The sequence below is a fragment of the Pseudomonas sp. NBRC 111130 genome (assembly GCF_001320485.1).
In the GTDB taxonomy this organism is placed as follows: domain Bacteria; phylum Pseudomonadota; class Gammaproteobacteria; order Pseudomonadales; family Pseudomonadaceae; genus Aquipseudomonas; species Aquipseudomonas vlassakiae.
The window spans coordinates 79550-93912 of the sequence record NZ_BCBG01000100.1 but is presented as its reverse complement, the minus strand read 5'-3'; the positions used below and the strand labels follow the sequence as shown (position 1 = coordinate 93912).

Genomic DNA, 14363 nt, shown 5'->3' with positions numbered 1-14363 from the left:
TTTTATCCTTTTTTTACATTGTGAAATATTTCTCCTGCGCAGTGCTCACCAAGGACGGCACGCCAGCCAGGCTGGCGTCCCTCTTTGGGCCGGATGCCCTCGAATACTGCAATCAATGTTCTTGTTTGGGAGCGTCACAATGACAATTACAAAGGCTCTGCTGACCACGACACTCTCTCTCGGGTTGCTGGCGTGCGCTGGCGGCAGCCAGGCCGCCAACTGGTGCGAGTCTGGCAAACCGGTCAAATTCGCCGGTTTGAACTGGGAAAGCGGGATGCTGCTCACCGACGTGATGCAGTTCGTGCTGAAAAACGGTTACGGCTGCGATACCGATAGCCTGCCGGGTAACTCCATCTCCATGGAGAACGCCCTGAGCAGCAACGATATCCAGGTGTTCGCCGAAGAATGGGTAGGGCGCAGCGAGGTATGGAACAAGGCTGCGGCTGCCGGCAAGGTCGTCGGCGTCGGCGCCCCGGTGGTAGGCGCGGTCGAGGGCTGGTACGTGCCGCGTTATGTGATCGAAGGCGATGCCAGGCGCAAACTCGAAGCCAAGGCACCCAACCTCAAGCGCATCGCCGACCTGGGACAATACGCTCAGGTCTTCCAGGACCCGGAAGAACCGGACAAGGGGCGCTTCTACAATTGCCCGGCCGGCTGGACCTGTGAGCTGGACAACAGCGAAATGCTCAAGCAATACGGCCTGGAGAACACCTATACCAACTTCCGCCCGGGCACCGGCCCGGCGCTGGATGCCGCCGTGCTGTCGAGCTACAAGCGTGGTGAGCCGATCCTGTTCTACTACTGGTCACCGACGCCGTTGATGGGCCAGGCCGACCTGGTCAAGCTGGACGAGAAGCCCGGCGTGGACAAATCCGTGACCATCAAGGTGGGGGTGTCCAAGGCCTTCCACGAGCAGGCGCCGGAACTGGTGGCGGTACTGGAAAAGGTCAATCTGCCGATCGACCTGCTGAACCAGAACCTGGCGCGCATGAGCAAAGACCGTATCGAGTCGCCGGAGCTGGCCAGGTTGTTCCTCAAGGAACACCCCGAAGTCTGGCACAGCTGGGTCAGCGAAGACGCAGCCAAGAAGGTCGATGCGGCACTCTGAAAGCGGGGGGCGTCCGGCGCTTGCCGGATAAACCCACGTCGGTCCGCTCCATGCACTTGCTCGAGACAATTCCATGTTTCCCAAAAACTTCACGTTCTCCATTGCCGACTGGGTCAATGGCTGGGTCGATGCGCTGGTAAGCAACTACGGCGATGTGTTCCGGCACGTCTCCGACACCCTGTTGTGGGCCATCGTCAACCTCGAAGGCCTGCTGCGCGCGACCCCTTGGTGGCTGGTGCTGGCCATCGTCGCGGGTATTGCCTGGCACGCCACCCGCAAGGTCGCGGCCACCGCCGTGATCGTCGGCTTGCTGTTCCTGGTCGGTGCGGTAGGCCTCTGGGACAAGCTGATGCAGACCCTGGCGCTGATGCTGGTGGCCACGCTGATCTCGGTGCTGGTGGGCATTCCGCTGGGGATCCTGTCGGCGCGCAACGACCGCCTGCGGGCGGTGTTGATGCCGCTGCTCGACATCATGCAGACCATGCCCAGCTTCGTGTACCTGATCCCGGTGCTGATGCTGTTCGGCCTGGGCAAGGTGCCGGCGATCTTTGCCACCGTCATCTATGCCGCCCCGCCACTGATCCGCTTGACCGATCTGGGGATTCGCCAGGTGGATGGCGAAGTGATGGAGGCAATCAATGCCTTCGGCGCCAATCGCCTGCAGCAGCTGTTCGGCGTGCAACTGCCCCTGGCGTTGCCGAGCATCATGGCGGGTATCAACCAGACCACCATGATGGCCCTGTCGATGGTGGTCATCGCGTCGATGATCGGGGCCCGTGGCCTGGGTGAAGACGTCCTGGTCGGCATTCAGACCCTCAACGTCGGCCGTGGCCTGGAAGCGGGCCTGGCCATTGTGATTCTGGCGGTCGTGATCGACCGTATTACCCAGGCTTATGGCCGGCCACGGCATGGGGTGGGCAAATGAGCGCCAAGCAGATGATGAACAAGATCGAAGTGAAGAACGTCTTCAAGATTTTCGGGGCGCGCGCCGAAGAGGCCCTGGCACTGATCCGCCAGAAGAAGGCCAAGGACCAGGTGCTGGCCGAAACCGGCTGTGTGGTTGGCGTCAACGACCTTTCGTTGTCCATCGGCAGCGGTGAGATCTTCGTGATCATGGGGCTGTCGGGCTCGGGCAAATCAACCCTGGTGCGCCACTTCAACCGCCTGATCGACCCCACCAGTGGCCAGATCCTGGTCGATGGCGAGGACATCCTGCAATACGACCTGCCGGCCCTGCGGGAATTCCGCCGACACAAGATCAGCATGGTGTTCCAGAGCTTCGGCCTGCTGCCGCACCGCAGCGTGCTGGACAACGTCGCCTATGGCCTGAAAGTCCGTGGCGAGAACAAGGCCACGTGCACTGAGCGAGCCCTGCACTGGATCAACACCGTGGGCTTGAAGGGGTATGAAAAATCGTACCCGCACCAGTTATCGGGCGGGATGCGCCAGCGCGTCGGCCTGGCCCGTGCCTTGGCCGCCGACACTGACATCATCCTCATGGACGAAGCCTTCAGTGCGCTCGACCCGCTGATTCGCGCCGAAATGCAGGACCAGCTGCTGGAGCTGCAGAAGACCCTGCACAAGACCATCGTCTTCATCACCCACGACCTCGATGAAGCGGTGCGTATCGGCAACCGGATTGCCATTCTCAAAGACGGTCGCCTGATCCAGGTCGGCACGCCGAAGGAAATCCTCTATCAGCCTGCGGACGAATACGTCGATCGTTTCGTGCAGCGCCGCGTAGCTTCGCTTTAAGGAATTGCGTGTATGTCGTTTGCCAAAAAAATCATCATCGCCGATGCGCCTGTTCACTGGCAGGACGTGGTGGCCGTGGCGCGGCATGGCGCCAGGCTAGAGCTGGCGCCCTCGGCCTGGGCGCGGATCGACAACGCCCAGGCGATTGTCCAGCGCATCGTTGCCAGCGGTGAACGCGCCTATGGTGTCAACACCGGGCTTGGCGCCTTGTGCAATGTCTCATTGCAAGACGAACAGCTCAGCCAGTTGTCGCGCAATACCCTGCTCAGCCATGCCTGCGGCGTGGGGGCAGCGCTGTCGGATGAACAGACCCGGGCGATCATGTGCGCGGCGGTCATCAATTTCAGCCAGGGCCGTTCCGGCCTGCAACGCAAGGTGGTCGAGGCGCTGCTGACACTGCTCAATCAGCACATTACCCCACAGGTTCCGAAGCAGGGGTCGGTGGGATATCTGACCCACATGGCCCATATCAGCATCAGCTTGCTGGGCGTCGGCCAGGTCAGCTATCGCGGTCAGATCGTACCTGCGCAGCAAGCCTTGGCCGAGGTTGGCCTGGCGCCGGTCAGGCTGGGCGCCAAGGATGGCCTGTGCCTGGTCAACGGCACCCCGTGCATGACCGGCCTGAGCTGCCTGTCTCTGGATGACGCCACGCGGTTGAGCCAATGGGCGGACGTGATCGGTGCAATGAGCTTCGAAGCCCTGCGTGGCCAACTCGATGCGTTCGACGCGCAAGTCATCGCGCTCAAACCGCACCCCGGCATGCAGCGTGTGGGCAGCAACTTGCGCCGCCTGCTTGACGGCAGCGAAGTCATTGCCAGCAGCCATGGCATCCGCACCCAGGATGCCTTGAGCATTCGTTCGATCCCGCAGGTTCATGGCGCCGCCCGCGATCAGTTGGCCCACGCTGCGCGGCAGATCGAAACCGAACTCAATTCCACGACCGACAACCCGATGTTGCTGGGTACGCCCGAGTCCTATCGAGTGGTTTCCCAGGCGAACCCGCACGGCCAGTCGGTGGCCATGGCGGCTGACTTGCTGGCCATCGCGGTGGCCGAGATCGGGGCGATTGCCGAGCGCCGGCTCGACCGCCTGATCAACCCGTTGGTCAGTGGCTTGCCGGCGTTCCTGGTCAGCCAGCCCGGGGTGAATTCGGGCATGATGATTGTCCAGTACGTGGCCGCTTCCCTGTGTGCGGAAAACCGCCAGTTGGCGCAACCGGCTGTCATCGACAACTACGTCACCTCCGGGCTGCAGGAGGATCACTTGAGCATGGGCACCAATGCCGGGTTGAAGCTGCACCGCGCCTTGGAGAACTGCACGCAGATCCTTGCCATCGAGTACCTGTTGGCGGCCCAGGCATTCGAGTTCCTCAAGGAGCAGCGTTTTGGGGCAGGGACGGAGGTTGCCTGGCGCTTGCTGCGCGAGCGGGTGCCGGCCTATGTCCAGGACCGATGGCTGGCCCCGGATATCGTCAGCAGTGCCGCGATCCTGAAGGAGCCAGGGCTGCTGGATGCTGCCTTCCCCGGGTTGCTATGACGTGGGCTGTCATGAGTGTTCCACAGCGTTGCTGAACAGCTTGACGGCCTCCACGACTTGGCGCGCTCCGCTTTGAATGTCCTCGATCACCTGTCCCGCCTGGCCAACCATTTCGACGCCGAGGTCGGCTTTACCAAGACTTTTCTGCATGCCGTGGACAGCGACGAGGGAGAGATCATGGTTTCGCTTTACCACATCCTTGATCTCCGTTGTTGCTTGGGCGGTACGCACTGCCAACTTGCGAACTTCGTCTGCTACCACGGAAAAACCCCTGCCGTGCTCTCCCGCTCGGGCCGCTTCAATCGCTGCATTCAGGGCCAAGAGGTTTGTTTGCTCGGCAACCTCGCGTATGGTTTGAATGATGCGGGTGATGGCTTCGGATTGCCTGTTGACTGCCTGAATCTGCTCCGCGGCTCTGGAAAGCTCATCGGCAATTTCTCGCACCGTGGCGATGGTTTGCCGAACGATAAGTGCGCCCTCGTGAGCGCTGCGGTCGGTGTTGTGGGCGATTTCATAAGCCAGCGCGGCAGCCGCTGATTCAGCGTGTTGGTGGTTGACTTGAGGTGTTATGTCGCGAGCAAATTTGACAATTTTGTACAGCCTGTTCTCGGTATCGAAGACCGGGTTGTAAGTCGCGCTCAGCCAGACGGTATTGCCGTGCCGGTCAACTCGCTGGAAGCGGCCAGAGAAAAACTCACCTGCGTTCAGCCGTTTCCAGAATTGTTGGTATTCAGCCGAGTCCGCTTCCTGCGGCGTGCAAAACAGTCGGTGATGCTTGCCCTGGATATCTTTTACTTCATATTTGAATGTGCGCAGAAAGTTTTGATTGGCTTCAATGAGGTGCCCGTTCAGGTCGAACGAGACAATGGCCATGGCGCGATGGATGGCGTCTATTACATCCCTTTGCTCTTGCTCAATCTTTACCCGGTCTGTTACAACGGTCGCGAGCATCAGGATCTCTTCTACGCCGCCATCTGAGCGGAGAATCGGATTGTAGCTCGCTTCCATCCATACTTTCGTTCCCGCTTTATTGCAGAGCGCAAACCGATCGCGAACATACTCACCTCTGCGCAATTTTGTCCAAAGGTCGCTATTTATACCTGTAGGGGTGTCATCCTTCGGGGCGAGCAGGGTGTGATGCTTTCCAATCAGTTGGTCTTGACGGTAATCCAGCGCATGTAGCAAGTTCTGGTTGGCGCTGATGATGGTGCCGTTCGGTGTAAGCGCCATTACCAGGTTGGACAGGTCGATGGCGCGCGTTCTTGCCTCCGTGTACCTTAACGCCGATGAGGCATGTTCAAGTTCGAGCTTTAATCGAGTATTAAACATAAGCTTTCCTAGTGCTGCTTTGATTTTGGGCTCGGTGCTTCTGTGTCATCGATGTCGTGGCTAAGGCCAACTAATACGGGGGAGGGTTTCGATCGCGGGCTTGGCGAAAAAGTACCCTTGAAATAAGTTGACGCCAATGTCTTGCAGTGTCGTCAATTCTTCCAAGGTTTCTACGCCTTCGGCGATGACCTCGATGCCGAGCCCCTTGGATATCGTTACGATTCCATGGGTTATCACTCTTTTGGCTTTGCTGTGCTGAATCCCTCGGATGAGATCCATGTCGATTTTTATGATGTCCGGCTGAAAATCGGCAAGTAAGTTGAGTCCAGAGTAGCCGGCGCCGAAATCATCGATAGCCGTTTTGAAACCCTGCTTCCTGTAAGAGCTCATGATGTTCTTGATATGAGATTTGTCACGGATGCTCTCGCCTTCAGTGACTTCGAAGATGATTCGATCAATCGGGAATCCGAATGTCTCGGCGGCCTCCAGTGTGGTGCGTATGCAGGCGTCTGCTTGATAGACCGCGTTGGGTAAAAAATTGATGCTTAAAAAATTTTCAACGCTGGCTTTTGCGGCTAATTCAACGGCTTTGACACGGCATGCTTGATCGAAGCGGTATCGATTAGACTCATTGACCTTGTCCAAAATGGATTTGGCACCCGCTCCGTCTGTGCCGCGAACCAGAGATTCATAGCCGAATACAGTGTTGTTGAAGGTATTTACAATCGGTTGAAAGGCCATGGTGAAATCGACATCAAAGCCGCGATTGTCCTTGCAGTTGCGGCAACCGTGGGGCCGCTGAGCCGTGACGGGTATGAGTTCTGTAGACAAGCTGGCACCTCGTGTGGGGCGGTGGTATGGCTCCGTGCCGATGTCCTGGAGGTGCTTGCACGCTCCCTGAGGCGAAGTATTGCCCCAATACTTGTACAATGAAAGCTGTTTGTACAATTATTTTTCGTAGGTAAGGCGGTGTATCGGCCAAATCTGGCGACAAAAAAGCCATATCGAGGTCTTTGTGGGCTTCTGTGCCTGAGGCTGTACAACTTTGGGGGCGGTGCGGCGACGCCATTGCACTTACGAGTCCCTCAGCGCGCTTTGGTATTGATAAAACCGATGGGAGCTATATCGCAAGCATCTGTTCCATCAAAGAAAATGGGCCACGTAACCACAGGTTGGAATCTGCCATGAACAAAGTCTCTTTCACCGAACGCATGGTCCATGCCGTCGGCTATGAAATCTTCGCCGTGCTGCTGTGTGCGCCCTTGCTCTCGTGGATCATGGGCAAGTCGCTGGCCACGGCTGGCACCCTGGCGGTCACGCTGTCGCTGATCGCAATGGCCTGGAACATGGTCTACAACGCGCTCGTCGACCGCTTCGTGGCGACGCCTCGCATTCAGTGGAAAGCCCCGGCGCGCCTCGTCCATGGTCTGGGCTTCGAGGCGGGCCTGGTGGTCTGGTGCCTGCCGGTGGCGGCCTGGATGCTGGAGATCTCGCTGCTGCAGGCGTTCATGGTCGAGCTGGGCTTCTTCGTGATCATCTTGCCCTACACCGTGGTGTACAACTGGGCGTTCGACCGGGCCCGGTACTTCATCATGCAGCGCCGAGCCGTGGCCTGAGGCCTCAGAAGTGCTTGCTTGCAGCGGCGGTGAGGCTTAGCCGATCGGGTCCTGGCCGAGCACCTTGCTCAACGCAACCCGGGCATCTTCCAGTTGCACCAGCGAAGCATGCCGGGCGCCGAGGGCGTCACCGTTCTGGATAGCCGTGAGGATCGCCTTGTGCCGCGGCAGGGCCAGTTCGTCGAAGTTGGGGCGCTGGTTGGAGTAGCGCACCGACTCGCGAAGGGCCAGCGAGAGCATGTTGCACAGGTAGGCGAGCAGATCGTTGTGGGTGGCGTCGGCGATACGTGCGTGGAAGTCCAGGTCCGGCTGCAGGCGCTCTTCGTGGGTGCGTGCGGCTTCCATGCGCTGATAGGCCTCGCTGATCGAGGCGACATCCTCGGCGCTGGCATTGGTCGCGGCCAGTGCGGCGGCGGCAGGTTCGATGACCCAACGCACGCTGGACAGGGTGTTGAAAAACTCTTGCTGCGGCGTAGCCTGCATCAGCCAGTGCAGCACGTCGGGGTCGAGCATGTGCCAGGCGTGGCGCGGGCGCACCAAGGTGCCGACACGGGGGCGGGCTTCGATCAGGCCCTTGGCGGTGAGGGCGCGCATCGCTTCACGGAACACCGGCCGGCTGATCGCATAGGCCTCGCACAGGCTGGCTTCGGCGGGCAGTTTCTGCCCCGGCTGGAGCTGGCCGGATACGATCTGCAGGCCGAGGTCCTGGACCAGGGTGGCGTGCATGCTCTTGCGCGTGGTGGGCTGGCGGTAGTTCATGTGGGGTGCTGGCGGTCCATCGGAGCGGGGTGGGCATCATAGCATCAGTCAAGCTGTACCGGCCCCTGTGGCAGCGGGCAGGCCCGCGAACACCGGCAAAGCCGGTGCCACGCACCGCGCTGCTTGCTTCGCGGGCATGCCCGCTCCCGCACAGTGCCAGTGCAGGCTCAGTGGGAGTGCTTGGGCACAGCAGAGCCTCGGCAGCCCACCAGAAAGTCGAAGTCACAACCTTCATCGGCCTGCATCACATGGTCGATGTACAACTTCGCATAGCCTCCGCTGATCAACGGCTGCGGCACCTGCAGATCTGCCAGGCGGCCGGCCAGTTCCGCCTCGGAAATATCCAGGTGCAGGCGGCCCTCATGACAGTCCAGCTCGATCCAGTCACCTTCGCGTACCGCCGCCAACGGCCCACCCGCCGCAGCTTCAGGCGCCACATGCAGGACCACGGTGCCATACGCCGTGCCGCTCATGCGCGCGTCGGAGATGCGCACCATGTCGGTCACGCCCTGGGCCAGCAGCTTGGCTGGCAAGCCCATGTTGCCGACTTCGGCCATGCCCGGGTAACCCTTCGGGCCGCAATGCTTCATCACCAGCACCGAGCTGGCGTCGACCTCCAGCGCCGGGTCGTTGATACGCGCCTTGTAGTCTTCGAAGTTCTCGAACACCACCGCACGGCCACGGTGGCGCATCAGTTCGGGGGTTGCCGCCGAGGGCTTGAGCACCGCGCCTTTGGGGGCGAGGTTGCCGCGCAGGATGCAGATGCCGCCGTCGGCCACCAGCGGCTTGTCGATCGGCCGGATGACCGCTTCGTCATACAGCGGTGCGCTCTGGCAGTTGTGCCACAGGCTCTTGCCATTGGCGGTCAGCGCGCTGGGGTGGGGCAGCAGGTTGTGCTCGCCCAGACGACGGATCACGGCAGGCAGGCCACCGGCATAGTAGAACTCTTCCATCAGGAAGCGCCCGGACGGCTGCAGATCGACCAGGGTCGGCGTGCCGCGGCCGACGCGGGTCCAGTCTTCCAGTTGCAGGTCGACGCCGATGCGCCCGGCGATGGCTTTCAAGTGGATCACCGCATTGGTCGAGCCACCAATGGCGGCGTTGACGCGGATGGCATTCTCGAAGGCTTCGCGGGTAAGAATCTTCGACAGGCGCAGGTCTTCGTTGACCATCTCGACGATGCGCATGCCCGACAGGTGAGCGAGCACGTAACGGCGCGAGTCCACCGCCGGGATCGCCGCATTGTGCGGCAGCGAGGTCCCCAGGGCCTCGGCCATGCAGGCCATGGTCGAAGCGGTCCCCATGGTGTTGCAGGTGCCTGCCGAACGCGACATGCCAGCTTCGGCCGAAAGGAACTCGTTGAGGTCGATCTGCCCGGCTTTGTAGGCCTCGTGCATTTGCCAGACGATGGTGCCGGCGCCGATGTCGCGGCCCTTGTGCTTGCCGTTGAGCATCGGCCCGCCGGTGACCACGATCGCCGGCACGTCGCAGCTGGCGGCGCCCATCAGCAGGGCCGGGGTGGTCTTGTCGCAGCCAGTCAGCAGCACCACGGCGTCCACCGGGTTGCCACGAATGGCTTCTTCCACGTCCATGCTCGCCAGGTTGCGGGTGAGCATCGCGGTGGGGCGCAGGTTGGACTCGCCGCTGGAGAACACCGGGAACTCCACCGGGAAGCCGCCGGCCTCCAGCACGCCTTTCTTCACATGCTCGGCAATCTTGCGAAAGTGCGCGTTGCACGGGGTCAGCTCGGACCAGGTGTTGCAGATGCCGATGATCGGCTTGCCCTGAAACTCATGGTCGGGAATGCCCTGGTTCTTCATCCAGCTGCGGTACATGAAGCCGTTCTTGTCGGCGGTGCCGAACCATTGGGCGGAGCGCAGGGGGCGTTTGCTATCAGACATGACGGACACCTTATTGGTATTACTATTTGTCGTTATGCTTCGACTCTATCGCTAAAAATCATCATTGTGAAGGCTTGTTGATTTAAATAGTAATACTATATGCTCATATCACCGCGCCGGAGGTCTGCCCATGAAACCCCGGCCATGTGCTGTCCCCATTACAAGAACAATCGGAGACCTCGCCATGATCCAGGAGCAGCGGCTCGTCCGCCTGATCACCCTGAAACTCATCCCTTTTCTGGTCCTGCTTTACCTGGTGGCCTACGTCGATCGTTCGGCGGTGGGCTTTGCCAAGCTGCACATGGGTGCCGACATCGGCCTCGGTGATGCGGCCTACGGCCTGGGCGCCGGGCTGTTCTTCATCGGCTATTTTCTGTTCGAAGTCCCCAGCAACCTGCTGCTCGATCGCTTCGGCGCACGGCGCTGGTTTGCCCGCATCCTGCTGACCTGGGGTGCGATCACCGTCGGCATGGCGTTCGTCACCGGGCCCAGCGGCTTCTACGTGATGCGCTTTCTGCTCGGCGCGGCGGAGGCAGGGTTCTTCCCTGGCGTGCTGTACTACATCACCCAGTGGTACCCGGTGCGCCATCGCGGCAAGATCCTTGGCTTCTTCATCCTGTCGCAACCGCTGGCGATGCTGATCACCGGGCCACTGTCGGGCGCCTTGCTGGGCCTGGATGGCAACCTGGGCCTGCATGGCTGGCAGTGGCTGTTCGTCTGCATCGGCGCACCCGCCGTGTTGTTGGCCTGGCCGACCCTGCGCCTGCTGCCGGACGGCCCGGACAAGGTGCGCTGGCTGGATGATGCGCAGCGCAGCTGGCTCAAGGAGCAGTTGGCCGAAGACCAGCGTGCGTTCGGCCAGACCCGCCACGGCAACCCGCTGCACGCCCTGAAGGATGGCCGGGTGCTGCTGCTGGCGCTGTTCTACCTGCCAGTGACCTTGAGCATCTATGGCTTGGGCCTGTGGCTGCCGACGCTGATCCACCAGTTCGGTGGCAGTGACCTGGTGACTGGCTTCGTTTCGGCAGTGCCGTACCTGTTCGGCATCATCGGCCTGTTGATCATCCCGCGCAGCTCCGACCGTCTCAACGACCGCTATGGCCACCTGGGCTTGCTGTATGCCTTGGGCGCAACGGGGCTGTTTCTCAGCGCCTGGCTGACCGTGCCGGCGATGCAGCTGGCCGCGTTGTGCCTGGTGGCTTTCGCGCTGTTCTCTTGCACGGCGATTTTCTGGACCTTGCCTGGACGTTTCTTTTCCGGCGCCAGCGCGGCGGCCGGCATCGCCCTGATCAACTCGATCGGCAACCTCGGCGGCTACCTCGGCCCGTTCGGCATCGGCGCGCTCAAGGAACACACCGGCCAGCTGTCCTCGGGCCTGTACTTCCTGGCCGTGATGATGCTGTTCGGGCTGGTGCTGACCGGTGTCGTCTACAACCGCCTCGAGCGCCGCCAGCGCCAGGCATCCGTGAACATTGCAACCGACAAGCGAGCACAAGCATGCGACTGATCCAATTCGAAACTGCCGCCGGCCAGCGCCGGGTCGGCGTGGTGGAAGGCAAGCGCGCCCTGGAAATCAGCGGCGTGAGCAGCACCCGCCAACTGGCGCTGCAGGCCATAGCGGCAGGCCGCGACCTGGTCAGCCAGGTACGAACCGCGGGCCTGGGCGAGGGCCATGACTACCTGGCGCTCCTGGCCGAAGGCCGAGTGCTGCCACCTCTGGACCACGAAGACCCGGCGCACTGCCTGGTCACCGGCACCGGCCTGACTCACCTGGGCAGCGCCGCCACCCGCGACAAGATGCACCAGCAGCAGGCCGAGGGTGCCGTCACCGACAGCATGCGCATGTTCCAGTGGGGCCTTGAAAGCGGGCGGCCGCCCGCAGGCGAGCAGGGCGCGCAACCGGAGTGGTTCTACAAGGGCGATGGCGCCATGGTCGTGCGCCCCGGTGCCGACTTGCCGCTGCCGGCCTTTGCCGAAGATGCCGGCGAGGAGCCGGAGCTGGTCGGGCTGTATGTGATCGGCGAGTGCGGCACCCCGTTCCGCCTGGGTTACGCGCTGGGCAACGAGTTCTCCGACCACGTGATGGAGCGGCGCAACTACCTGTTCCTGGCGCATTCCAAGCTGCGCGCCTGCAGCTTCGGCCCGGAACTGCGCCTGGGCGCGCTGCCGGCGCACCTGGAAGGCCGCAGCCGCATCTTGCGCGACGGCCGGGAGCTGTGGAGCAAGCCGTTCCTGTCCGGTGAGCAGAATATGTGCCACAGCTTCGAAAACCTGGAGTTCCACCACTTCAAGTACCGCCAGTTCCTGCGCCCGGGCGATGTCCATGTGCATTATTTTGGCACCGCCACGCTGTCGTTCGCCGACGGTATCCAGGCCCGGCCGGGGGACACTTTCGAGGTCAGCCTGGACGCCTTCGGCGAGCCACTGCGCAATGGCATCGTTGCCTCTGAACACGCGGTGCGCCCAGGCCTGGTGAAAAGCCTTTGAGCCTTCAATCGTTGTCACAGGAGTCAAGCATGTCAGGAAGCAACTTCATCGGCGGCGCCCGCAGCGCCGCAGGCAGCGTGCGCCTGCTGAGTTTGGATGCCCGCACGGGCGAGGCCCTGCCGGTCGTCTTCACCCAGGCCACGCCTGACGAGGTGGATGCCGCCGCCTGCGCCGCCCAGCAGGCTTTTGCCGAATACAACGGCTTGGCGCCAGAGCGCCGTGCGCAGTTTCTGGATGCCATTGCCGGGCAGCTGGATGCGCTTGGCGAGGCCTTCATCGACACGGTCTGCCGCGAAACCGCCTTGCCCGCCGCACGCATCCAGGGCGAGCGCAGCCGCACCAGCAACCAGATGCGCCTGTTCGCCCAGGTGCTGCGCCGTGGCGACTACCTGGGCGCCCGCATCGACCGCGCCCAGCCCCAGCGCCAGCCGCTGCCGCGCCCTGACCTGCGCCAGTACCGCACCGGTGTCGGCCCGGTGGCGGTATTCGGCGCCAGCAACTTCCCGCTGGCGTTCTCCACGGCAGGCGGCGATACCGCTGCCGCGCTGGCTGCCGGTTGCCCGGTGGTGGTCAAGGCCCACAGTGGCCACATGGCCACTGCCGAGTATGTCGCCGAGGCGATCCAGCGGGCCGCCGAGGCTACTGGCATGCCAGCCGGGGTGTTCAACATGATCTACGGCGCCGGCGTAGGCGAAGCGCTGGTGCGCCACCCGGCGATCCAGGCGGTGGGCTTCACCGGCTCGCTCAAGGGGGGCCGGGCCTTGTGCGACCTGGCGGCAGCGCGTCCGCAGCCGATCCCGGTGTTTGCCGAGATGAGCAGCATCAACCCGGTGCTGGTACTGCCGGCGGCGTTACAGGCCAGGGGCGAGCAGGTGGCGGCCGAGCTGGCGGCTTCGGTGGTACTGGGTTGCGGGCAGTTCTGCACCAATCCGGGCCTGGTTATCGGCATGGCGGGGCCAGCGTTCTCGGCATTCGTGGCTGCACTGGCTGCACGCATGGCCGATCAGCCAGGGCAGACCATGCTCAATGCTGGCACGCTGCGCAGCTATGCCAGCGGTGTAGCGCGCTTGCACCAGCATCCGGGCGTACGCCACCTGGCTGGGGCCGGGCAGGGCGGTGAACAGGCCCAGGCGCAGCTGTTCCAGGCAGATGTCAGCTTGCTGCTGAGCGGTGATGAGCTGTTGCAGGAAGAGGTCTTCGGCCCGACCACGGTGGTGGTCGAAGTGGCCGACGAAGACGAACTGCGCCGTGCGCTGGGCGCCTTGCATGGCCAGCTGACGGCCACACTGATTGCCGAACCTCAGGACCTGCAGCGGTACGCAGCACTGGTGCCGTTGCTTGAACGCAAGGCTGGCCGCCTGCTGGTCAACGGTTACCCGACCGGGGTCGAGGTGAGCGATGCGATGGTGCATGGCGGGCCGTATCCGGCCACGTCCGATGCGCGGGGGACCTCGGTGGGGACATTGGCCATTGATCGTTTCTTGCGGCCGGTGTGTTATCAGAACTATCCGGATGGCTTGTTGCCGGCGGCGTTGCAGGATGGCAATCCGCTTGGTTTGTTGCGGTTGGTGGATGGTGTGTACAGCCGCGAGGGGATAAGCCGATAGGTGGTGGTTGCTTCTGGTGTCTGCCTTGAGAGGTGTGGCGCCTGGGAGATCGAGCGCCGCCCGCGCGGCGCATCGCGGGCAAGCCCGCTCCCACATCTGTTTCGGGCCAGTTACTCCTGCCCCGCCAACAGGATCCGCCTTGGTGCATGACTGAAGATCTGTGAAAAGCAGTTGCGCCAACCTCGATATCGGAAGGAACAAACAGGGCGGTCCCTGTTGGCTTCACAGGAGGGACTGGCCCGAAACAGATGTGGGAGCGGGCTTG

Annotated in this window: 11 protein-coding genes and 2 pseudogenes; 8 read left to right on the top strand and 5 right to left on the bottom strand. The window is 62.3% G+C overall.

What is annotated here, in order from left to right; translation table 11 throughout:
* Window positions 1-139 precede the first annotated feature (139 nt).
* From APH33_RS23215 to hutH, 4 genes are all read left to right on the top strand, one after another.
* On the top strand, window positions 140-1108 hold the full coding sequence (locus APH33_RS23215; RefSeq protein WP_054887383.1) for an ABC transporter substrate-binding protein: 969 nt from the start codon (window positions 140-142) through the stop codon (window positions 1106-1108).
* A 73-nt stretch (window positions 1109-1181) separates the two neighbouring features.
* Window positions 1182-2033, top strand: coding sequence for a proline/glycine betaine ABC transporter permease (locus APH33_RS23210; RefSeq protein ID WP_054887382.1), 852 nt, complete (start codon window positions 1182-1184; stop codon window positions 2031-2033).
* Window positions 2030-2863 carry a glycine betaine/L-proline ABC transporter ATP-binding protein gene (locus tag APH33_RS23205; RefSeq protein ID WP_054887381.1) on the top strand — a complete coding sequence of 278 codons (834 nt, stop codon included), beginning with the start codon at window positions 2030-2032 and terminating at the stop codon, window positions 2861-2863. Before APH33_RS23210 ends, APH33_RS23205 begins: the two co-directional genes overlap by 4 nt.
* A gap of 12 nt (window positions 2864-2875) precedes the next feature.
* A complete protein-coding gene (hutH, locus tag APH33_RS23200; RefSeq protein ID WP_054887380.1) occupies window positions 2876-4399 on the top strand; it encodes a histidine ammonia-lyase in 1524 nt (507 codons plus the stop codon).
* Between the two features lie 9 nt (window positions 4400-4408).
* Here the strand turns inward: hutH and APH33_RS28070 are convergent.
* The 3 genes and pseudogenes from APH33_RS28070 to APH33_RS23190 all read right to left on the bottom strand — a co-directional run.
* A pseudogene (locus APH33_RS28070) lies at window positions 4409-4849 on the bottom strand (methyl-accepting chemotaxis protein); the annotation flags it as partial.
* 108 nt (window positions 4850-4957) lie between these two features.
* Window positions 4958-5728 (bottom strand): annotated as a pseudogene (locus APH33_RS28065) (PAS domain-containing protein); the annotation flags it as partial.
* Between the two features lie 60 nt (window positions 5729-5788).
* Window positions 5789-6559: an EAL domain-containing protein gene (locus APH33_RS23190; RefSeq protein ID WP_054887378.1), complete on the bottom strand. Its 771-nt coding sequence runs from the start codon at window positions 6557-6559 to the stop codon at window positions 5789-5791.
* Between the two features lie 353 nt (window positions 6560-6912).
* Here APH33_RS23190 and APH33_RS23185 point away from each other — a divergent pair, with 353 nt between their 5' ends.
* Window positions 6913-7344, top strand: a complete 432-nt coding sequence (locus tag APH33_RS23185) for a multidrug/biocide efflux PACE transporter (protein ID WP_054887377.1) — start codon at window positions 6913-6915, stop codon at window positions 7342-7344.
* A 36-nt stretch (window positions 7345-7380) separates the two neighbouring features.
* Here APH33_RS23185 and APH33_RS23180 read toward each other — a convergent pair whose 3' ends face one another.
* Entirely contained in the window at window positions 7381-8103 is a 723-nt protein-coding gene (locus APH33_RS23180) for a FadR/GntR family transcriptional regulator (protein ID WP_054887376.1), read from the bottom strand.
* Window positions 8104-8270: 167 nt separating this feature from the next.
* Window positions 8271-10004 (bottom strand): IlvD/Edd family dehydratase, encoded by a 1734-nt coding sequence (locus tag APH33_RS23175; RefSeq protein WP_054887375.1) that lies wholly within the window; start codon window positions 10002-10004, stop codon window positions 8271-8273.
* Between the two features lie 184 nt (window positions 10005-10188).
* Here APH33_RS23175 and APH33_RS23170 point away from each other — a divergent pair, with 184 nt between their 5' ends.
* Genes APH33_RS23170 through APH33_RS23160 form a run of 3 tightly spaced genes read left to right on the top strand, consistent with a single transcriptional unit; the run spans window position 10189 to window position 14098 of the window.
* Entirely contained in the window at window positions 10189-11511 is a 1323-nt protein-coding gene (locus tag APH33_RS23170; protein ID WP_054887374.1) for an MFS transporter, read from the top strand.
* A complete protein-coding gene (araD1, locus tag APH33_RS23165; RefSeq protein WP_054887373.1) occupies window positions 11502-12491 on the top strand; it encodes an AraD1 family protein in 990 nt (329 codons plus the stop codon). The genes APH33_RS23170 and araD1 overlap by 10 nt, the downstream gene beginning before the upstream one ends.
* A gap of 29 nt (window positions 12492-12520) precedes the next feature.
* Window positions 12521-14098, top strand: coding sequence for an aldehyde dehydrogenase (NADP(+)) (locus APH33_RS23160; RefSeq protein ID WP_054887372.1), 1578 nt, complete (start codon window positions 12521-12523; stop codon window positions 14096-14098).
* The last annotated feature ends 265 nt before the right edge of the window (window positions 14099-14363 follow it).